The organism is Mycobacterium sp. NAZ190054, assembly GCF_001545925.1.
GTDB lineage: Bacteria > Actinomycetota > Actinomycetes > Mycobacteriales > Mycobacteriaceae > Mycobacterium.
Genome location: NZ_LMVQ01000568.1, coordinates 1 through 20581 on the forward strand (window position 1 = coordinate 1; position 20581 = coordinate 20581).

Consider the following 20581-nt stretch of genomic DNA (forward strand, 5'->3'; position numbering starts at 1 on the left):
CGCCCCGACGCTCTGCCGATCTGGCCAGCTCGCCGTCGGTGGAATGCCGCTGGACCGCCCCACCGCCCGGGTCGGTTCCACCCCGTATTTCGCCTATGACCGCCGTCGCGGCGCTTGCGCTGCTGACCGAACTCCTCGACCGGTTCCCGGTGCCGGTGCTGGCGGCCGGAGGCATCGCCTCGGGACGCGCCCTCGCCGCGGTGCTGGCCGCCGGGGCGGCCGGAGCGTGGATCGGGACCGCGTTCGCAACGTGCCCGGAGTCGACGTTGCCCGAGCCCGCCCGGCAACGGATGCTCACCGCGGGCGACACCGACACCGTGACGACGCGGGCCTTCGACGTCGCGCTCGGGTATCCGTGGCCGCCGACGATCCCGGAGCGGGTACTGCGCAACGAGTTCACCGACATCTGGGCCGGCCGCGAGGACGAACTCGACGCCGACGCGTGCGAGCTGCTGCGGGCCGCGATCGCCGCCGACGACTACCGGTGGGCACCGGTCAACGCCGGTCAGGGAGTCGCCGACGTGACGGCCAGTGAGCCCGCCGAGAAGGTCGTCAGGCGGCTCACCGGCGACGCACGCACCACCCTCGCGGCCCTCAGCTCGGGAGGGACCAGCGGCGTTCGAGACGATTGACGCCGGACACCACACCGACTCCGACCAGCCCGATGAAGATGACGACGGCGAACAGATCCTCCACGGCGAACGCCCCGCCCAACCGCATCACCAGTCCACCCAGGCCGATCAGTCCGACGAGTTGCTCACCCAGGACGGCCCCTTCGATGGCGCGGCCGGCGCCGATCCGCATCCCGCTCAGGATCAGGCTCAGCGACGCCGGCAGCGTCAGCCGCCGCACCGTGAGCCAGGGTCCCGCGCCGAACGACGTCGTCATCTCCTTCAGCTGCGCGTCGACGCTCTGCACACCCGCCATCGTGTTCGCCACGATCAACGGGACGACGTAGGCGACGATGATGACGATGACGCTGGTCCGGCCGAGCCCGAAGATGAGCAGGATCACCGGGATGATGACGATCAGCGGCACCGACAGCGCGAAGTACAGATACGGTGTCAGAGCCCATTCCACGACGCGGACCATGCCCATCGCCACGCCGATCACCAACCCGATGACCGCCGCCAGTGGATAGCCGATGACGATCGCCATCGCGGTGCTCACGACGGCTTCGTGGAAACGGTCCTGCCCCAGGATGTCGACGAACGCCGCCGCCACCCGGTCCAGTCGAGGTATCGCCGGGGAGACCTCGAGTACGCCGACCACCTGCCAGACGGCGAGCAGAAGGATCAGGCCGGCGGCGGGGACGGCGGCGCCGCGGAACCTGCCCCGCAAGGACTTCAGCGTCACGGGTCGCCGCCGACGCTGAGGTCCGCGCGGTGCATTTCCTCGAGTCGAGTGGACAGATAGTCGGTGAAGTCCCGGTACTCGGCCGACCGGATCAGCGACGTGCGGGGACGCTCGAACGGCACGGTGATCACATCCTCGATCCGTCCCGGCCGGGTGTTCATCAGGATGACCTTGTCCGACAACAGCACAGCCTCACTCATGCTGTGCGTCACCATCACCGCGGTGCGATGTTCGGAGCTGTCCCACAGGTCGGCCAGGTCCTTCTGCATCACCTGGCGGGTCAGGGCGTCGAGCGCCCCGAACGGCTCGTCCATGAGCAATGTCGCCGGCTCGACCGCCAAAGCGCGTGCGATACCGACACGTTGCTGCATACCGCCGGAGAGCTGGTGCGGACGCTGGTGTTCGAAACCCGTCAAACCCACCCTGGCCAGATACTGCCGTGCGATGCCTTCCCGCTCGGTTTTGCGCAATCCTCTTGCCTCGAGCCCGAACGCGGTGTTGGTGAGCACGTCGGCCCACGGCAGCAGCGCGAAATTCTGGAACACCATCGCCCGGTCCTCGCCGGGTTCGCGCACCACCTCACCGTCGATCCTCAACGCACCGGAGGTCGGAACCAGGAGCCCGGCAATGATTTTCAGCAGCGTCGTCTTACCGCAACCGCTTGGCCCGACCAGTGAGGTGAAGCTGCCGGTCTCGATGGTGCAGGAGATGTCGCGGATCGCGTCGAACGGTTCCCCGTCGCGCTCGTAGGTCATGGTGAGCGAGTCGAGCTCGATCATGAATTCACCCCGAATGCCGTCGGACGGCCCCGGTGGGCACGCCGCTCAATCTGCCGGACCGCGCCGAGCAGGATCAGGCCGAAGATCGCCACCGACATCAGGATGGCGTACAGCTCGGCACTCTGGAAACCGTCGCGGTACGAACTCACCAGCCGACCGACTCCGACGGAGACCAGCAACAGTTCCATCACGACCATGCCCAGCACCGCCCTACCGGTGCCCAGCCTGATCGCCGACACGATGCTGGGCATCGCCGAAGGCAGAATAACCTTACGAAATCTCTTGGCACGGCCCATTTTGAAGGATTTCGCCATCATGACCAGGTCCCGGTCGACGTATGCGGCGCCGGCCGCTGTGGTGAACACGACGTCGATCACCGCGAAGAGGAACACGACCAGGGAGCGCGACAACAACCCCAGACCGAATGCTATGACGAGGATCGGCAGAAACGTCGACAGCGGAACGGAATTGAAGAACGCGAAGTAGGGGGTCGTCAGAGAGTGGAGCAGCGGGCTGGTGCCAATGAGAAGGCCCAGCGTCACCCCCACCACCAGCGCGGAGGTCCAGCCGTAGACGAACGGGACCAGCGTCTGGCCGTAGGCGTTCCAGAACTCGGCGGTGCCCATCTGCGCGAACAGCGACCTGACCACGGCGCTGAACCGAGGGATGAACAACGCGGTCGGTTGCATGGCCGCGTACGCTTCCCATGCGCCGAAGCCGACGAGCAGCGCGGCCGCCCCGACGATTCGCGGCAGCCACCGGCGCCGTTGAGCGGGCGTGAGGTTCAACTCTCATCCCTGACGAGGCGTTCCGCGCCGCGCGTCATTACTTGTCGCCGAGTTGTTCCAGTGCGGACTCCAGGTACTGGAATGCGAAGTACTTGTCCAGTCCGGCATCACTGAGATCGGTGACCTCGATCTCGCCGAGATCGTTGAAGAACTCCAGGGTTTGCCGCGCCCGTTCCCGATTGAGCAGCCCGTCGGCCGGCCACAGGCCTCGTTCGGCGTACTCCGTGACGAGCTCACGCAGCACCTGCTCGTCGGTGTCGGGCAGGAACTCCGATGCGACGCTCAACGCCCACTCGGGGTCGTCGGACAGACGGCGCTCGGCTTCGACCAAAGATTTGACCACCGCCGTGGCGGTTTCCGGGTTGGCCTCGGCCCACTTCCTGTCCAGCCAGATGTCCTGCTCGATGAGGTCGGGCACCTCTTCACCCACGGTCGCGAGGACCTCGAACTGCCCCGGGTACTGGGCCGACAGCGTGACGATGTCCGACAGGTCGATCACCGAGGCGTCGATCTGTCCTTGCGCCAACGCTTCTGCCCGGACTTCACTGCCGGGGATGATCAGTTTCTCGTACTCGTAACCGTTCTCCCGGGCAAAGAAGTCCGAGATCGCGTTGGTGAACGACGCCTCACCGTGCACCGCGATCCGTTTGCCGTCGAGTTGTTCCAGCGAGGTGATCTCGGGCCGGGCCGCCAGCGCCCACGTCAGCCGCTGGGTCGACACGACATCGACGATCTCGGCGCCGGCATCCACAGCCGGCACCCCGACGTTGACGCCGATATCGGTGCCGATGACCGCCTCGCCCTGGCTGATCGCCTGAATCGCGGTCGGGCCGTCCTCGAGGTAGCGCTGCTCGACTTCGATGCCGCTCTCCTCGGCGAGGATCTTCCACGCCGCGTACGGAACCAGCGAGTTGAAACTCTGCGACGAACCGCTCACGGCCCGCAGCGGCCCGTCCGAGGAGGATTCGGTGTCGTCGTTCCCGCCGCACCCGGCGACAGTCAGGACGACCGCCGCCACCAGCGCGGCCTTGCGAATGAGTGCTCTGGACACCGACGACATCGGGCGACCTCCTGGCCGAGACTTGGTATATCAAGCACCATAACGCAGGTGGTCCCGGCCCGCAGGACAAAAAGCGATCAATCCGTCGATCTCAGCAAATCGGCGGCCGTACGCCACCGGATCGCCTGCCGGGCCGATTCGTCGAGACCCGCGGCGGTGACGGCGGCGTCCAGGGTGGTCACGAACCGCTCGAGCCCCCCCGGCACATGTGGATAGTCGGTGCCGAACATGAACTGGCCGGGGTCGAAAGTGTCGAGCGCACAACGCAGCGCAGGCACGTGGGTGGTCACCGTGTCGAAGTACACCGACCTCAAAATCTCGCTGGGCGGACGTGAGATCTTGGCCCGGCATTCCGGAAACTGCTGGTAATAATTGTCGAATCGGTGGATCAGAAACGGGGTGGTCCCGCCGAGGTGGGAGAAAACCCACCGGATCCCCGGGTACGCCTCGAAGGTGCCCGAGTACACCATCCGGGCGATGCAACGTGTGGTCTCGGCGAGAAAGTCCAGTCCGAGCGACAACGCGTAGTCACGTACGCCGTCGGTCGAGCATCCGGTGGTCGGGTGCACCAGCACCAGCGAAGAGCGCACCGACAGTTCCGCCCACAGCGGCGCCAGCCCGGGGTCGTCGAGGTCCGTCCTGTCGATCGTGGTGGTCACCATGACCCCGGCGTAACCCGGCCGGCCGCTGCACCGGTCCAGCTCGGCGAGCGCGGCATCGACATCGGGAAGCGGGAGGCTGACCAGGCTGCGCAGTCGCCCACCGGATTCGGCAGCCAGGTCGGCGAATTCGTCGTTGACCTCCCGGGTGATGCCCGTCCGCCACGCTGAAGGAAACCGGTAGACGTTCGGCGCGGATACCGAAATCAGCTGCGTGCCAACCCCTGCCGCGTCCATCGCGGCCAACCGCGTCGCGACGTCCGGCATCGGCTGCGGCGCGGCGAGGGCGACCGCCCCGTCCTGCTTGACGATGAGCCGGCCGTCATCGCGCACATAGCTCTCGAAACCGCTGTCCGCGCGTCGACACGCGGCGAGGTACGCCTCCGGGTAGTGGTGCGCATGCACGTCGATCAGATCGGTCACGAAACCTCTTCACCGAAGCAGCAGTGGAGCGGACACATGGTATATCAAGAATCAACGCCTGGCGCGGGGTTCGGCCGCGAGCGTGCAACCACGGTCGTGATCTCCACCGCAGGACGACCGTGAGCGCACGCTCGCGATAACCCCAGGACGCACTGCAATCCCGCTGGTCACACCCGTCACAGCCCCTGGGGAAAAGCGCGCGACACTCCCCTCCCCCCGCCCGGAGATGTCCCCGCGGTGCCCTATGTTGGGGCGTCCGGGACGACACGACGCACACACTCGAGGGGCCAGGTGGACGACAACTCAACCTTGTCTGCCGTCGACCTGCTCGAAGTCAATCGCGACCTGCAGTCCTCCCGGGCCATCCGGCTGCTGGCCACCACCAACCTGGGCCTCTACGCGACGCTGATGGAGCGGCATCTGGCCGACGGCGTCCTGCCCGAGACCGAGCTGGTGGTCCGCCTGGAACGCGACCTCGACGACCTCGGCGACGCACAGTCCGGGCTGGCGCTGATCAAGTCGTGGGCCAGCCAGGGCTGGCTGCACCGCATCGTCGACGTGCGCAGCGACCAGAACGTCTGCTACCTGACCCAGGACGCCCGCCGCGCGCTGGACTTCCTGCGCGGCATGCGCCGCCAGGACACCATCGCCACCGGCGGGTCCATCAACGGCATCGCCTCGCGGCTCAAGCAGGTCGCGATCCGCGTCGGCAGCGACCCGGCCCGGATCCGCAAGACCATCGAGGCCGAGATCGCCCAGCTGCAGCAGGAGCTGGAGGAACTCGACCGCGGTGAGCGCCCCCAGCCGGATGTCACCGACGCCTACGACGAGGCCCGCGCCATCGCACTGCAGATGGAACGACTGATCACCGACATCGGCCAGTACGGCTCGATGATCGAGCAGGCCACCGCGGCCCTCGACGAGCCGATCGACTCCAATCTCGAGTACCGCGACCGGCAGCGCCAGATGTACGCCGACTACCAGGCCGCCTGGGACTCACAGGGCCGCGACAGCCACCGCGCGTTCCTGCGGATGATCAACGACCCGGATCAGCGTGCCGAGTTCGAGGCCGACGTGGCCGCCGTCGCCGACGCGCTGCCCGCGCTGGACCCGGCGCTGCGCAAGGTGATGGCCGGGTTCTTCGAGCTGGTCGGCCATCAGATCGACGAGGTCGAGCGGATCCAGCAGCGCTGCGCCCAGCGGGTCAAGCGGTTCACCGCATTCGGCACGCTGGAGCAGAGCCGCGGGGTGGCCCGCCAGCTCAACGAGGCCATCGGCGCCGCGCGCAACCTGCTGAAATCGAGCCTGATCGACTCGCGGCTGGACATCGAGCTCCCGCTGGCCCGCCACGCGATCAGCTCCGTCGGCGCGCTGAGCTTCAAGATCGGCGACCTGTCCGACCCGAAACCGGCCAGGCCCGCCGACGGCGAGGTCGACCTGGCCAGCTTCGCCGCGCTGACCACCCAGGTCGACGCGCCGGCGATGTCGGACATGCTCAACGCCGCGGTCACCAAGGGCCCGGTGTCGCTACCGGAGGCGGTCGCGATGCTGGACAACGCGTACCTCGGTCACGTGATCGTGCTGTGGTCGTGGGCGCTCAAGCAGCCCAACGCCGACACGACGACGTCGACCACCGTGCGGTTCCGGTCCCTCGACGGCAAGGACCGCGAAATCGCCGTTCCCCATTTGATGTTCACCGAACCGATCACCACCCTCGTCGGAGCCGCGCAGTGACCACCGAACACGAAGCCGACTTCGAGGCGTTCTCGCAGCTGCCGCAGGTCGACCAGACCGCCCGTCCCCCGCACCAGCGCAGACCGCGCTTCGACGGCGATGTCTCCGAGCTGCCCGACCGCGCCTGCTGGGCGCTGCAGCACCTGCTGACCCGCCGCTACATCAGCGCCGAGACCGACAGCGACATCTACGCCTGGGTGCTCGAATACCGCGGTCAGCTCGCCACCCGGCTGTCCGAACTCGACCTGATCCTGCGCGTCGTGGACGGGACGGACGTCGCGTTCGTCGAGCAGGCCCGCTACGAATCCGCCAAGGGCATCAAACTTCTCCGGCGCGAACCGCTCGGCACCTACGACTCCATCCTGGCGCTGCACCTGGCGCAGATGATGCGCGCGGCCGGCGGGCAGAGCGTGCTGATCTCGCGCGAGGAGATGCACAACCTGTTCTCCGGCGTGCTCAACGACACCGACCGCGACGCCGTCACGTTCGCCGGCCGCATCGACGCCGCGATCGCGCGCCTGACCGGGCTGGAGATCCTGCGCAAGAGCCGCGACGACGAGGACAGCTACACCATCAGCCCGGTGATCACCGCCGTGATGACGGCCAGTGTGATCACCGAGTTGCAGCAGCAGTTCGAGCTGCTGCTCAATGGCGGCACCCCGGAAGCAGAGGTCGACCTTGACTGAGCAGTTCCACCTGTCCCGGCTGCAGGTCATCAACTGGGGCGTGTTCGACGGCTACCACGACATCCCGTTCAGCGAGGGCGGCGCGCTGATCGCCGGCGCGTCAGGCAGCGGGAAATCGTCTCTGCTGGACGCGATCTCGCTGGGCTTCCTGCCGTTCAACCGACGCAACTTCAACGCCTCCGGCGACAACACCGCCGCGGGGTCCAGCGCGGGCCGGCGCACCGTCGACAAGTACGTGCGGGGCGCGTGGGGACAGCGCAGCGACGGTGGCACCAACCGGGTGATGTACCTGCGCGGCGACGGCACCGCGTGGTCGGCGGTGGCCGTCACCTATGCCGGCGATTCCGGACGCACCGTGACGGGCCTGGTGCTCAAGTGGCTGACCGGTGAGTCGCGCAGCGACTCGTCGAGCCGGTTCGTGTTGGGCGACGGCGATTTCGACATCGAGGACGTCTGCAACCGTTGGGCTGCAGGGCGTTTCGACACCGGCGTGTTCAAGGAGCATGGCTGGCGGTTCACCACCAAGGTCGAGTCGCAGTACCTCGCCCAGCTGTACGCCACCATCGGCATCCGCGCCTCGGATGCCGCCCAGCAGCTGCTCGGCAAGGCGAAGTCACTGAAAAGCGTCGGCGGCCTGGAGCAGTTCGTCCGCGAGTTCATGCTCGACGAACCCGAGAGCCTGTCCCGGCTGCCGGAGGCACTCAAGCAGATCGACCCGCTGGTCGAGGCCCGCGAGCTGCTGGCCGTGGCGCAGAAGAAGCGCAAGATCCTCGGTGACATCGAGAAGATCCAGCAGCGCTACGCGTCGGAGTCGACCGATCTGGGCATCATCGACCTGGTGGACCTGCCGATGGTGCGGGCCTACACCGACCATGTCCGGCTCACGCAGTGCCCCGCGCAGATCGACCAGCTCGACTCCACGATCGATCAGCTCGACAACGAGTACGAGGACGTCACCCGGAGCCTGAATCTGGCCAAGGCCGAAGCGGATTCGCTCAACGCCCAGATCAGTGGGTCCAGCGCGAGCATCGGTCCGCTGCAATCGCAGGTGACCGCCGCGGAGACCGAGGCCGAGCAGGTGTCCCGCCGGCGCAACGCCTATGAGGACATGCTCACCGCGCAGCAGCTCGACATCCCGGAGACCGCCGACGATTTCTGGAACCTGCGCGAGGAGCTGCTGGCCGAGGCCACCGAGTTGCTGGCCAAGGTGGAGCGCAACCGGGAGGCGTCCACCGATGCGGAGTACGCGCAGAAGTCGGCGCGGATGGCCCGCGACGAGGCGGCCAAGGAACTCAAGCGGGTCGAGCACGTCGGGTCGGCGCTGCCGGAATTCGCGCTCGTGATGCGCGAGCAGATCTGCACCGCCGTCGGCGTCGACGCGGCCGAGCTGCCCTACATCGCCGAGCTGATGGATCTGCGGCCGGACCAGACCCGCTGGCGCACCGCGGTGGAGAAGGTGCTGCGCGGCGTCGGGTTACGGCTGATGGTGCCCGATCAGCACTGGACCAAGGTGTTGCAGTTCGTCAACGAGACCAACATGCGGGGACGGCTGCAGCTGCACCATGTGCGGGCGAAGTTCCTCGGCGCGGAGCCGGTCGACCCGGAGCAGAACACGTTGGCGGGCAAGCTCTTCGCGGTGGACCCGGCGCATCCGTGCGCGGCCGAGGCGGTCGACGTGGTCGCCTCGGCCGGTGACCACATCTGCGTCGACACCCCCGAGGTGTTCGCGCGGTTCCGTCGCGCGGTCACCGACACCGGCCTGTACAAGGATTCCGACCGGCTCGCGATCAAGGACGACCGGCGCCCGCTCAAGCAGTCCGAGTACCTGTATCAGGGCGACGTGTCGGCGAAGATCAACGCGCTGACCGTCGACCTGGCCGCGGCCGAGGAGGCCTATCAGAAGGCGCGGCGCACCGCCGACGACATCGCCGCCCAGCGTCAGCGGTGGCGGGACCGGGCCGCGGCGTGCAAGGCGATCTGCGAACAGTTCCCGCAGTGGAGCCAGATCGACACCGAGACCGCCGACGGGCACGCCGACCGGCTGCGTGAACAGTACGAGCTGCTGCTGGCCGATCATCCCGACATCGAGGCGCTCAATGCGCGCGCCGACGAATGCTGGTCGCAGATCCAGAAATTGATGACGCGCCGCGGCGCGATCCAGACCCGCCGCGACGACCTCGACGAGCGGCGCACCCGTCTGCTGGAACTGCAGGACCGGCTGAAGCCCGCGTTCGTGTCGGAGCCGCTGACCGAGCTGCTCAACCGGTATGCGGCCCAGGTTCCGGTGAGCCTGGAGCTGCTGGAGCCCGAGCCGCACCGCGACGCGTTGTTCTCGGCGATCAAGAAGGAACGCGAACAGCTGCGCGAGAGCAGGCGCCGCTCCTACGACGAGCTGGCCCGCATCCTCAACACCTTCGACACGTCCTTCCCGGACGCCATCCCGAACGACTCGGACAACTTCGACGAGCGGGTGCACGACTACGTCGCGTTGTGCCGGCACATCGACGAGCGTGAGCTGCCCGAGGCCTACGAACGGATGATGCGTCTGGTCACCGAGCAGGCACCCGATGCGATCCTGACATTGCACCGGGTGGCCGAGCAGGAGGCCCGTCGCATCAGCGACCAGATCGACCGCGTCAACACCGGTTTGGGCGCGGTGGAGTTCAACCGTGGCACCCGGCTGACGCTGCGCGCCACACCGCGGACGCTGACGGCGGTGTCCGAGCTGACCGAGATCGTGCGGGCGATCTCGCGGCGCATCGCCGAGGTCGGGCTCGGTGACAAGCAGGCGATTCTGGACCAGTACGCCGACATCCTGCGGCTGCGCAACCGGCTGGCGTCGACGGCGCCGGAGGACAAGGCGTGGACGCGGGACGCCCTGGACGTGCGCAACCGGTTCACCTTCGACTGCGCGGAGTGGGACGTCAGCACCGAGGAGCTGATCCGCACGCACTCCAACGCCGGCGACAACTCCGGCGGCGAGCAGGAGAAGCTGATGGCGTTCTGCCTGGCCGGCGCGCTGAGCTTCAACCTGGCCAGCCCCGACAGTGACGACAACAGGCCGGTTTTCGCGCAGCTCATGCTCGACGAGGCGTTCTCCAAGTCCGATCCGCAGTTCGCACAGCAGGCGCTGCAGGCGTTCCGCAAGTTCGGCTTCCAGCTGGTGATCGTCGCGACGGTGCAGAACGCGACGACCATCCAGCCCTACATCGACAGCGTGGTGATGGTGAGCAAGACCGAGGCGACGGGCCGCAATGCGCGGCCGGTGGCCACAGTCGCGACCCGCACGATCTCGGAGTTCGGGCAGCTGCGCCGCGAGATGCGGGCGACCGCGAAGGTGCCCGCCGGGGTGTGAACCCCTCGCCGAGATTGCGTCTAGGCGGGAAAAGTGCGTGACGGGACCTGCATAGGGGCAATCTCGGCGCGCTCTACCGCGTAGGGTGCCGATCGTGCACGTCGACGTGATGACGACCCCGCAGCCACTGCTGCACACAGGTGAACTCGCGCGCCGCACCCAGCACGCCGGCTTCGGCGGGCTGTTGTTCACCGAAACCGGCCGAACCGCCTACCTCAATGCCGCGGTCGCCGCGCAGGCGGCGCCGGGACTGGAGTTGTCGACAGGCGTGGCGGTCGCGTTCCCGCGCAGCCCGTTCGTGACGGCCGCGACGGCGTGGGAACTGCAAGAGGCCACAGGCGGCAGGTTCCGGCTGGGCCTGGGCACCCAGGTGCGCACGCACGTGGTGCGGCGGTACGGTGTCGAGTTCGAGCCTCCCGGTCCTCGGCTGCGCGACTACGTGCGGGCGGTCAAGGCCTGCTTCCGGGCGTTCCGCACCGGCAAGCTCGACCATCACGGCGACTTCTACAGTCTCGACTTCATCACGCCCCAGTGGAGCGCCGGGCCGATCGACGCGCCGGATCCCAAGGTGGACATCGCCGCCGTCAATCCGTGGATGCTGCGGATGGCAGGCGAAGTCGCCGACGGCGTCCATGTGCATCCGCTCGGCGAGCCGGGATACATCGCGCGGCATGTGTTGCCGAATCTCGTTGAGGGCGCGGCGAAATCGGGTCGGCGACCGGAGGACCTCGCCGTCATCGTGCCGGTGATGACGGTCGTGGGCGACACCGACGAGGAACGGCACCGCGAGCGCGAACTGGTGCGCACGAGCATGAGCTTCTACGGCAGCACGCCCAACTACGCGTTCATCTGGGACGAGGCCGGCTTCGAGGGCACCACGGCCCGGATCCGGGAAAAGCAGAAGGCCGGCGATTTCAGGGGCATGGCCGCGCAGATCACCGACGACCACATCGCGACGTTCGCGACGGAGTCGACCTGGGACGGACTGGCCGACGCGCTCACGGCGAAGTACGCCGGCACCGCCACCCGCATCGTGCTGTACAACGCGCTGGCCGATCCGGACCACTTCGAACGTTACGGCGCCGTCGCGCAACGCCTCTCCACCGGAGGCTAGCGCGTCAGCGCGGCCGTGCCCCGTCCGGGAACAGCCGCACTACAATTGACGCAGCCGATAATCTTTGCCAGAGTGAAAGACATCTGCACGGAGAAGGGCAATGGCAAAGGTCGGTCACCAACGCCTCACATGCCGAGGCGGTAGCTGAATCGGCGACTGTCGCAGCGTCTCGGGTACGAGGACGAGATGATTGCACGGGGGTGAGGTTGGGGGTGCGCGGCGATCTTCGCAGCCTTCAGTCGTTCGGTCGGATGGTCGGTCAGTGGTGGCGAGAACCGGTTGACTATGACGGCTATGTGCAGTACTTCGCCACACGGTCGATGGCCGGTGCGATCCGGCTGATGATCGGAACAGGTATCGGGCTGATCTCGATTCTGACGATGGTCGTGTTGTTCCCTTCGGTCGAGAATGCTCCACCGTTTTCGACGGTCGTCGAGGTGATATTCGCCGCCCAGAATGCTTTTTGGGCCGTGGTGTGGTGCGCCCGTCCGTGGCCGACCGTTCGACAATCGCGCGTGTTCGTCATCTCATCGGATATCGGCATCGCCGCAATCGCTCTTACCGGGTCCAACTGGCTCATGGGGCTGTTCGCGTTGAACTGTTTTGCCTTGATTTCGATTTATCTGATGTTCTTCGACGGGCCCACGCACTGTCGCTGCACACTCTTCTCATCCTGGCGACAACGGTAATCTTCATCACCACAGCGGGTGCGCACGTTGCCGCCGCCGACGGTGCGGTGGCCGGGAGGATCCTCGGGGCGGTGATTCCGCTGATCGTCACCCCGTTGGGGATACAGTTCGGCATCCGCACACTGCGCAAAGATGCCGACTCCTCAGCCAGGGATCCGCTGACCGGCCTGTTGAATCGGCGTGGGCTGCACCTGCACTTCGGTGACCTCCTCGAACTCGGCGAGGTCCTCAATGGCGCGATCGCGGTGGTCGTCGTCGACCTCGACCGGTTCAAACATGTCAACGACACCTACGGCCACGGTGTGGGAGACAAGGTCCTGGTCCGATGCGCGCGCCTGATCAGGGGCGCGGTGGGCAGTCGCGCATTGATTGCGCGCGTGGGCGGCGAAGAATTCGTCGTCGTCGATCTTGCCGACCCGCGCCGAGCCGGACAGATCGCGGAGGCGATCCGGCAAGCGATCATGGCGTCGAAAGACCATCCGGCGGTTACTGCCAGCGCGGGCGCGACCAGCGTCGCATACACCCAGTTCACCACCTCCGACAGGCATCCCCGTCTGTTGCTCGACGCAGTCATCGCGCGGGCCGACCATGCGATGTTCTACGCAAAACGCAACGGCGGCAACACAGCACACTACGAATAGCCACGTGTGCACTCTGCATCCAGACCGAGCGTTGACATGCCCGTGACGCTAAGTCGCGACGAGCACCGGGACCACCGAATGCTCCACCAGATCGGCGGACACACTGCCCAGCAGACGGCCGGTCAAGCCGCGACCACGCCGGCCGACGACAACCAGATCCATCTCTTCTCGCTCGGCGAACGCCCGCAGCGTCTTTGCCGGAGGACCAACCAGAATGTCGAAAGACACCGGAAGTAACCGGCTTTCAAGTGAAGCGGCGAACGTCGCCAGCCGCGTGGAGGCTGCGTCGAGTTCGGCCTGGCCGGCCTCTTCGGCTGCTTCGTAACACACCACTTCGGCGAGCACGACCGCTTCGCAGGTGCTGCCGAACAGTTCGACCGCCGTAGTGAGTGCATGCTCGGATTCAGCCGACCCGTCCATCCCGATCAAGATGCGCGGTCCTGCGGGGGGTTCCGCGCGGGGTTGCGGTGGTCCACCCGGCCCCGAGCGGACCAGACGAAAGCCACGCTCGGCGCGTTCCAGGGCAATCGGGACGAACAAGGGGCCCAGCGCCACGGCGATCAGCATCCAGACGGCACTATGGCCGCGGCGAATCATCCACACTCCGGTCATCAGCCCAATGACAATCCATACGGCGAGAACAACAGTCAGGAGAGCGAAGGTACTCATGTCCATAACGATGACATGACACCCCGCACCGGCAATAGTCGCCGAAAGTCACTACCTGAGAGACTTTGGTCCCGGATCGAGCCGACGGGCTGGGGTGGGGATCGGCCACTCTTCCCGGCGCTTGGGGATTGCGGCAGAGCAGGAGGCTGAAAGCGCGGAGCAAGGTCAGCGTCGATCAAGGATCCGGGGGGGAGGTGCTCATCGCGGGCATTGCTGCTGGCCCGGAACTTTGGCTCGCCATCGGCGGACGACGAACTTCTCGACTTCGACGACGGTGAAGACCAGTGCGCCGACGGCAGCGGCTTTGATCCATTCGACGTACCCGAGCGGCGTGGAGCCGAATACCGCGTTCATGACCGGGGCGTAGGTGAACGCAAGTTGGAGCACCGTGCAGGCCACCACGGTCGCGAACGCAATCTTGTTGCCGAACAGGCCGATACGGTTGAGTACGGGTTCGAGCAGGAAGCGATTATTGAGCAGGTAGAACATCTCCGCGACCACGATGGCGTTGACCGCCATGGTCCGCGCGGTCTCGACGCTGGTGCCCAGGCTCAGCTCCCACAAGAACATGCACAGCGCTCCGCCGGCCATCAGCACCGACACCAACCCGACTCTCCACGCGAAGTACCGAGACAACAAGTTCTCGTTCGGCGGACGCGGCCGCCGGCTCATCACGTCCGCCTCCGGCGGCTCGAACGCCAGCGCCAACCCCAAAGTGCTGGAGGTGACGAGGTTTATCCAGAGCACCTGCGCAGGTGTCAATGGCAGCGTGAACTGAAAGACAATGGCGGCGATGACGACCAGCGCCTCTCCGCCATTGGTCGGCAGCATGAACAGCACGAACTTGCGGATGTTGTCATAAACGGTTCGACCCTCTGACACCGCAGCAGCGATGGTGGCGAAGTTGTCATCGGCGAGCACCATGTCCGCCGCCTCTTTGGCGGCCTCGGTCCCTTTGCAGCCCATAGCGATGCCGATGTCTGCTTTCTTCAGTGCCGGCGAGTCGTTGACACCATCGCCGGTCATCGCAACAACTTCGCCATTCGCCTGAAGGGCACGCACCAACCGCAATTTGTGGTCAGGGCTGGCTCGGGCGAAAACATCGCTGTCCGTCACCTCGGTCAGCAGCTCGGCATCATCCATTGATGCGATCTCCGTGCCGGTCACTGCCGGCTTACCCGCTCCGATGCCCAGCTGCGCACCGATCTCTCGGGCGGTGGCGGCGTGGTCACCGGTGATGATCTTCACCCGGATCCCCGCCCGGTGGCATTCCTGCACCGCAGCGACGGCTTCCGGCCGCAAGGGGTCGATGATGCCCACCAGACCTAACATGGTGAAACCCCCATCCAGATCGGTGATTTCGAGAACTCCGGCAGTTTGGGGAGCTCCGTGTCGACGAGCGATGGCAAGGACCCGCAGGCCTTGGGCGGCTGTTGTCGCCGCCATCTGCTGCCAGTGTCGCCGGTCCACAGGCTCGTCGCCGTGCGCGCCGTGCTGCCGGTCACAGATGTCGAGCACTTTCTCGGGTGCGCCTTTGACCAGGATCGATGTCTGGCCGTCTGCACCGCTGTGCAAGGTGCCCATGATTCGGTTCTCCGACGCGAACGGCACCGCGCTGACGCGTGGACGGGTCGCTTGCTCGTCGCCGATGACCAGACCCGCCTTGGCAGCTGCCACAAGCAACGCCGCCTCGGTAGGATCCCCCGTGATCTTCCAGGTGCCCTGCTCTTGGTTCAGGGATGCGTCGTTACACAACGCGGCAGCGCGCAGGGTTTCCAGCAACGCCGGGTAGCGCGCCGGATCCACGATGCGTCCGTCAATGCTGAGATCACCCACCGGCGCGTACCCGACACCACCCACGTCCACGTTGTGGCCACCACAGACGACGCGTTGCACCGTCATCTCGTTACTCGTCAAGGTGCCGGTCTTGTCTGAGCAGATCACCGTCACCGAGCCGAGCGCCTCGACCGCAGGCAAGCGCCGAACAATCGCGCGCCGCCGCGACATCCGCTGGACGCCCATCGCCAGGGTGACGGTCATGATGGCCGGCAACCCCTCCGGAATCGCCGACGCAGCCAAAGCGACCGCCATCATGAACATCTCCGACACGCTCTCGCCGCGCCACAGAACTCCGATCGCATAGGTAGCCGCGCTGAGCGCCAGAATGACGACCGCCGGTAGCCGCCCGAACCGACTGATCTGACGCAACAACGGGGTACCGGTCGGCGAGATGTCGGTCAATAGTTGGTTGATTCGCCCGATTTCAGTCTGGGCGCCCGTACCGACCACGACACCGGTGGCCTGACCATGAACGACCAGCGTGCCCGCGTACGCCATGCCTACGCGATCCGCAACGGGCGCACCAGCAGCCGCCGTGTCGGTGGACTTGTCGACTGGCACCGACTCTCCTGTGAGTGGGGCCTCATCGACCCGCAGATCATCGACATGCATCAATCGCAGATCCGCGGGCACCCGGTCACCGGCGACCAACAGGACCACGTCCCCGGGGACCAGCGCGCCGGCGTCGACCTCCACGGCGCGGCCGTTACGCAGCACTGTGGCGTGCGGTGAGAGCATCGCCCGGATCGCATCCATGGCCGCTTCGGCCTTGCCTTCCTGGATGTAGGCGATGATCACGTTGATGATGACAGCCGCAAACAGCACGGCGGTGTCGATCCAGTGCTGAAGCACCGCCGTCACCACCGCAGCACCAGACATCACATAGATGAGTACGTTGTGAAACTGACGCACGAACCGTGTTACGGCCCGTTGCCGCTTGGCCGCGGCGAGGCGGTTCCACCCGTAAACGGCGCGTCGATCCCGGACCTGGCCGTCGGTGAGCCCGCCCAGATCGGTCTCCAGTCGTTCAACCACCGCCGCAGGCGGCAACGTATGCCAGTCTGCCTCGATCGACTGCTCGGCGAGATCGCGGGATCGCCGCATGATGGTCACAGATCTTCCCTCCTCACCGCGGACGCCACTAGCGCGCTTGCACCAGCGGCACAGGCTGGCAGTCGCTGTGACACCAACACCGGAATCGACGAACGACAACGCGCTCGTTGCCGATTCGCCCGCCAGATCATGCGCGTGTCGGCCGGCGGGTCCCGATCCCAGCGTCCATGAATCAAGTTCATCGCCGTCGGGGTCGAACCCGCTAGATGACGAGGTCCCCGCGATTGAGGGTCCTTTGGCCCTAACCACGCATACGAAATCACCGTCAGCTTCCGCTCTGGTGACGTGAACTGATACCGGGGGCTTCTCGACGGCTCGGCCCCGTTGCGCCGGCGCCGCCAGGCGTACACACACACGCTTTAGAGTGGGCGGAATGGGGAGCGGCGGATGACCACGGCAGAGTCGACCTCCACCTGGGCGCCGCTGCGGTCGCCGATGTTCCGCGCCTTGTGGATCGCGCAGTTCGTCTCCAACCTCGGCACCTGGATGCAGACCGTCGGCGCGCAGTGGATGCTGGTCGACGATCCGCGTGCCGCGGTCCTGGTGCCGCTGGTGCAGACCGCCACCACGCTGCCGGTCATGCTGCTGGCGCTGCCGTCCGGCGTGCTGGCCGACCTGATCGACCGCCGCAGGCTGCTGATCGCCACCCAGGGCGCGATGGCCGCCGGGGTCGGCCTGCTCGCCACGCTGACCGGCGCCGGGCTGACCACCCCGACCGTGCTGTTGATGCTGCTGTTCGTGATCGGCTGCGGGCAGGCGCTGACCGCGCCGGCGTGGCAGGCGATCCAGCCTGATCTCGTTCCTTCCCACCAGATCCCGGCCGCCGCGGCGCTGGGCAGCATGAGCATGAACGGCGCCCGGGCGATCGGGCCCGCCATCGCCGGCGCGCTGGTGTCGTTGACCGGGCCGACGCTGGTGTTCGCGCTCAACGCCGTGTCGTTCGTCGGCATCGTGCTGGTGCTCATCTCCTGGCGGCGGCCCCGCGTCCGAAACGACTTCCCACCCGAACGGGCGCTGGCCGCGCTCAGCGCCGGCGGCCGGTACATCCGCAGTTCCCCGGTCGTGCGGCGGATCCTGCTGCGGATCGTGCTGTTCATCGCACCCGGCAGCGCGTTGTGGGGGCTGCTGCCGGTGATCGCCAGAGACCAGCTGGGCCTGGGCTCGGCCGGCTACGGGGTTCTTCTCGGTGCGCTCGGGGTGGGCGCGGTGCTGGGCGCGTTCGCGTTGTCGCAGCTGCGATCCCGCTTCGGGCAGAACGCTCTGCTCACCGTGGGCGCGCTCGGTTTCGCCCTCGCCACCGCGGTGCTCGCGCTGGTGCACAACTTCGCCGCGGTGCTGGCCGGCCTGGTGATCGGCGGCACCGCGTGGCTGCTGACGCTGTCCACGCTCAACGCGTCGATGCAGTTGAGCCTGCCGGGTTGGGTGCGCGCCCGCGGGCTGTCGGTGTATCAACTGATCTTCATGGGCGGCCAGGCCGTCGGGTCGCTGCTGTGGGGGCTGTTGGCCGGCTCCACCAACAGCGTCACCAGCCTGCTGGTGAGCGCGGGGCTGCTGCTGTTCTGCGCGGTGTCGTCGGCGTGGTGGCCGTTGCACGCCAGCACCGGCAACCTCGATCTGACGCCGTCGTCGCACTGGCCGGAACCGACGCTGGTCTTCGAACCCGAACCGCTGGACGGTCCCGTCCTGGTGATCACCTCCTACCACGTGCTCCCGGAGAACGAGGACGCGTTCCTGGCGGCGATGGCCGTGCTGGGCCGGTCCCGGCAACGCACCGGAGCCTCGCTGTGGCGGCTCTTCCGCAGTGTCGAACAGGAGTCGACGTTCGTGGAGACGTTCGTCGTGCGCTCCTGGGGCGAGCACATGCACCAGCACTACACCCGCCTCACCGGGCAGGACCAGCTGATCGAGCAGAACGTCGAGCGCTACACCGAAGGTGAGCCGATCTCGAAGCACTACCTGGCGGTGCGCGACCCGGTGTGAGTGCCGGTGGCGGCGCGGCGATCAGGCCGAGGCGCCGTCCCACACCTTGGTGGAGCGCACCGTGTCGAGCCGGTAGTCGGTGACGCGGATGTCGAAGAGGCGGGCCCCGAGGTCACGCGCGCGGGCCAACGGATCACTCGGATCGCGGATGATCTCACCGCGGCTGTTGCCGTTGCCGACCACCACGCCGACGAAATCCTGGTGCAGATAGCGGGTCAGCTCCTGGAACTGGGCGATCACGCCCTGGGTGGCGCCGAGGTAGCTCTCCTCGCACGAGATCAGCACACCGACCTTCTTCCCGACGATGCCCTCGACGACGCGGTCCTGTTGCGGAGCGCTGTTGGCGGTGTAGCAGAACAGCCGGTCGAACACCGTTTTGAGGCGGCCCGGCATGCCGTAGAAGTACAGCGGCATCGCGAACACGATGCCGTCGGCCGGCAGCATCAGATCGAGCAGCAACTCCTCGTAGCGGTCGTCGAGCGAGCACCGGCCGTCCTCGGGCCGGCGGCAGCTACGGCAGTTACCGAACAGGCGCTGCACGTAGTCGTCGAGGAACACGTGCTCGACGGCGTGCCCGGCGGTGCGGGCACCGTCCACCGCGGCCTGCGCCAGCACGTGCGAATTGCCGTCCTCGCGAGGACTGGCGCTGATGACGACAACGTTCATGAACGTCTACGACGGCGGCGACGGGCCGACTATTCCCGCCGCGGGCAAAGTGCGCTCTACCCGGGTGGATACGGCAGACCGACCTCGTCGGCGAGCAGACTCTGCACGATGATCATCGCCGCCTCCGAACCCGACGCCACCGCGCCGGCGAGATGGGGCTGCTCGGTGCAGACGTCGCCGGCCGCGAACACCCCACCGGCGCTGGTGCGGGCGATCTTGTCGACGGTCAGCGGTTCGGTGCCCAGCGGGCCCGGCGTGCACGTCGCGCCGAGCTGCTCGGCCAGCGGCGAACGCTGCCGCACCGGCGCCTCCACCATCAGCGCGTCCCGGTCCAGCCGGGTCCCGTCGGCGAAGACGATGGTCTCCAATCGTCCGTCCGTACCGGTCAATTCGACGACCCGCCGGTCGTCGACGGTGACGCCGGCGCGGTGCAGCAGCCGTTCGTCGTCGGGACTCAGCTCCGAGCGTCCGTCGGTCAGCAGCACCACGTCGTCGCTCCAGCCGCGCAGCATCAGCGCCGCGTGCACCCCTTCTTGCCCGGACGCGAGCGCGGCGAGCCTGGTGTCGCGCACCTCCCAGCCGTGACAGAACGGGCACTGGAACACCGAGACACCCCACAACTCGGCCAGCCCGGGCAGTTGCGGCGGCGCGTAGGCCATCCCCGTCGCGAGCAGCACCCGCTGTGCGCGGACCTCGGTGCCGTCGTCGACGTCGAGGACGAACCCGCGGTCGACGCGGCGGCCGCTGCGCACCTCGGCACGCCGGTACTCGACGCTCGGGTACTCGGTGAGTTCCTCGCGCCCCGCGGCGTAGAGCTGGTCGGGTGGGCGCCGGTCGTAGCCGAGCAGCCCGCCGATCACCGGGGCCGCCCGGTTGCTCGGGTCGTCGCCGTCGATCACGATCGTCCTGCGCCGGGCCCGGCCCAGCACCAATGCCGCGCTCAGACCGGCCGCGCCGCCGCCGACGACTGCACATTCGAATTCCATGGCACGTTCTGTTCCCCGAAAACGCCGGGCTAGACCTCAGCGCG

17 protein-coding genes are annotated in these 20581 nt (G+C 67.1%); 8 read left to right on the forward strand and 9 right to left on the reverse strand.

Going from position 1 to position 20581, the window contains the following annotated elements; all coding sequences use genetic code 11:
- A partial coding sequence (locus tag ASJ79_RS28130; RefSeq protein WP_197420410.1) for a nitronate monooxygenase family protein occupies nt 1-632 on the forward strand: 632 nt, incomplete at its 5' end.
- On the opposite strand, the gene ASJ79_RS28135 is transcribed toward ASJ79_RS28130, so the two are convergent.
- The 5 genes from ASJ79_RS28135 to ASJ79_RS28155 form a co-directional block, all read right to left on the reverse strand.
- Complete coding sequence (locus ASJ79_RS28135; protein ID WP_067962420.1) at nt 595-1356, reverse strand: ABC transporter permease; 762 nt, start codon at nt 1354-1356, stop codon at nt 595-597. The two genes, ASJ79_RS28130 and ASJ79_RS28135, sit on opposite strands and share 38 nt — an antisense overlap.
- Nucleotides 1353-2135, reverse strand: coding sequence for an ABC transporter ATP-binding protein (locus ASJ79_RS28140; RefSeq protein ID WP_067962423.1), 783 nt, complete (start codon nt 2133-2135; stop codon nt 1353-1355). The genes ASJ79_RS28135 and ASJ79_RS28140 overlap by 4 nt, the downstream gene beginning before the upstream one ends.
- The gene (locus tag ASJ79_RS28145; RefSeq protein WP_067962426.1) at nt 2132-2923 is read right to left on the reverse strand and encodes an ABC transporter permease; all 792 of its coding nucleotides are present in this window, start codon (nt 2921-2923) and stop codon (nt 2132-2134) included. Before ASJ79_RS28145 ends, ASJ79_RS28140 begins: the two co-directional genes overlap by 4 nt.
- 37 nt (nt 2924-2960) lie before the next feature.
- Nucleotides 2961-3974, reverse strand: a complete 1014-nt coding sequence (locus ASJ79_RS28150; protein WP_197420411.1) for an ABC transporter substrate-binding protein — start codon at nt 3972-3974, stop codon at nt 2961-2963.
- Between the two features lie 86 nt (nt 3975-4060).
- Entirely contained in the window at nt 4061-5065 is a 1005-nt protein-coding gene (locus tag ASJ79_RS28155; RefSeq protein ID WP_067962431.1) for an amidohydrolase family protein, read from the reverse strand.
- Between the two features lie 291 nt (nt 5066-5356).
- On the opposite strand from ASJ79_RS28155, the gene ASJ79_RS28160 reads away from it, so the two are divergent.
- The 6 genes from ASJ79_RS28160 to ASJ79_RS34595 all read left to right on the forward strand — a co-directional run bounded on the left by ASJ79_RS28160 (nt 5357) and on the right by ASJ79_RS34595 (nt 13284).
- On the forward strand, nt 5357-6799 hold the full coding sequence (locus ASJ79_RS28160) for a DUF3375 domain-containing protein (RefSeq protein ID WP_067962433.1): 1443 nt from the start codon (nt 5357-5359) through the stop codon (nt 6797-6799).
- Nucleotides 6796-7485, forward strand: coding sequence for a DUF4194 domain-containing protein (locus tag ASJ79_RS28165; RefSeq protein WP_067962436.1), 690 nt, complete (start codon nt 6796-6798; stop codon nt 7483-7485). The genes ASJ79_RS28160 and ASJ79_RS28165 overlap by 4 nt, the downstream gene beginning before the upstream one ends.
- Entirely contained in the window at nt 7478-10840 is a 3363-nt protein-coding gene (locus ASJ79_RS28170) for an ATP-binding protein (protein WP_067962439.1), read from the forward strand. The genes ASJ79_RS28165 and ASJ79_RS28170 overlap by 8 nt, the downstream gene beginning before the upstream one ends.
- Before the next feature lie 94 nt (nt 10841-10934).
- Entirely contained in the window at nt 10935-11954 is a 1020-nt protein-coding gene (locus ASJ79_RS28175; protein ID WP_067962456.1) for a TIGR03617 family F420-dependent LLM class oxidoreductase, read from the forward strand.
- A 212-nt stretch (nt 11955-12166) separates the two neighbouring features.
- Nucleotides 12167-12643, forward strand: a complete 477-nt coding sequence (locus tag ASJ79_RS34590) for a hypothetical protein (RefSeq protein WP_231751075.1) — start codon at nt 12167-12169, stop codon at nt 12641-12643.
- 71 nt (nt 12644-12714) lie between these two features.
- Nucleotides 12715-13284, forward strand: coding sequence for a GGDEF domain-containing protein (locus tag ASJ79_RS34595; RefSeq protein ID WP_231751076.1), 570 nt, complete (start codon nt 12715-12717; stop codon nt 13282-13284).
- Nucleotides 13285-13332: 48 nt separating this feature from the next.
- Here the strand turns inward: ASJ79_RS34595 and ASJ79_RS28185 are convergent, their stop codons facing one another.
- Nucleotides 13333-13953 (reverse strand): universal stress protein, encoded by a 621-nt coding sequence (locus tag ASJ79_RS28185; protein WP_197420412.1) that lies wholly within the window; start codon nt 13951-13953, stop codon nt 13333-13335.
- A gap of 198 nt (nt 13954-14151) precedes the next feature.
- Nucleotides 14152-16896 carry a cation-transporting P-type ATPase gene (locus ASJ79_RS28190; RefSeq protein ID WP_067962459.1) on the reverse strand — a complete coding sequence of 915 codons (2745 nt, stop codon included), beginning with the start codon at nt 16894-16896 and terminating at the stop codon, nt 14152-14154.
- A 396-nt stretch (nt 16897-17292) separates the two neighbouring features.
- Here ASJ79_RS28190 and ASJ79_RS28195 point away from each other — a divergent pair, with 396 nt between their 5' ends.
- Nucleotides 17293-18885 carry an MFS transporter gene (locus tag ASJ79_RS28195; protein ID WP_067962445.1) on the forward strand — a complete coding sequence of 531 codons (1593 nt, stop codon included), beginning with the start codon at nt 17293-17295 and terminating at the stop codon, nt 18883-18885.
- A gap of 21 nt (nt 18886-18906) precedes the next feature.
- On the opposite strand, the gene ASJ79_RS28200 is transcribed toward ASJ79_RS28195, so the two are convergent.
- Together ASJ79_RS28200 and ASJ79_RS28205 are read right to left on the reverse strand one after the other, a co-directional pair.
- Nucleotides 18907-19551 carry a flavodoxin family protein gene (locus ASJ79_RS28200; RefSeq protein ID WP_067962448.1) on the reverse strand — a complete coding sequence of 215 codons (645 nt, stop codon included), beginning with the start codon at nt 19549-19551 and terminating at the stop codon, nt 18907-18909.
- A gap of 56 nt (nt 19552-19607) precedes the next feature.
- Nucleotides 19608-20537, reverse strand: coding sequence for an NAD(P)/FAD-dependent oxidoreductase (locus tag ASJ79_RS28205; RefSeq protein WP_067962450.1), 930 nt, complete (start codon nt 20535-20537; stop codon nt 19608-19610).
- Nucleotides 20538-20581 lie beyond the last annotated feature (44 nt).

What these genes read in the sequence shown, in the direction of transcription:
- ASJ79_RS28205 (WP_067962450.1), bottom strand. Translation starts at nt 20,537, where the DNA reads ATGGAATTCGAATGTGCAGTCGTCGGCGGCGGCGCGGCCGGTCTGAGC.
- ASJ79_RS28140 (WP_067962423.1), bottom strand. Translation starts at nt 2,135, where the DNA reads ATGATCGAGCTCGACTCGCTCACCATGACCTACGAGCGCGACGGGGAA.
- ASJ79_RS28190 (WP_067962459.1), bottom strand. Translation starts at nt 16,896, where the DNA reads ATGCGGCGATCCCGCGATCTCGCCGAGCAGTCGATCGAGGCAGACTGG.
- ASJ79_RS28185 (WP_197420412.1), bottom strand. Translation starts at nt 13,953, where the DNA reads ATGAGTACCTTCGCTCTCCTGACTGTTGTTCTCGCCGTATGGATTGTC.
- ASJ79_RS28200 (WP_067962448.1), bottom strand. Translation starts at nt 19,551, where the DNA reads ATGAACGTTGTCGTCATCAGCGCCAGTCCTCGCGAGGACGGCAATTCG.
- ASJ79_RS28195 (WP_067962445.1), top strand. Translation starts at nt 17,293, where the DNA reads ATGACCACGGCAGAGTCGACCTCCACCTGGGCGCCGCTGCGGTCGCCG.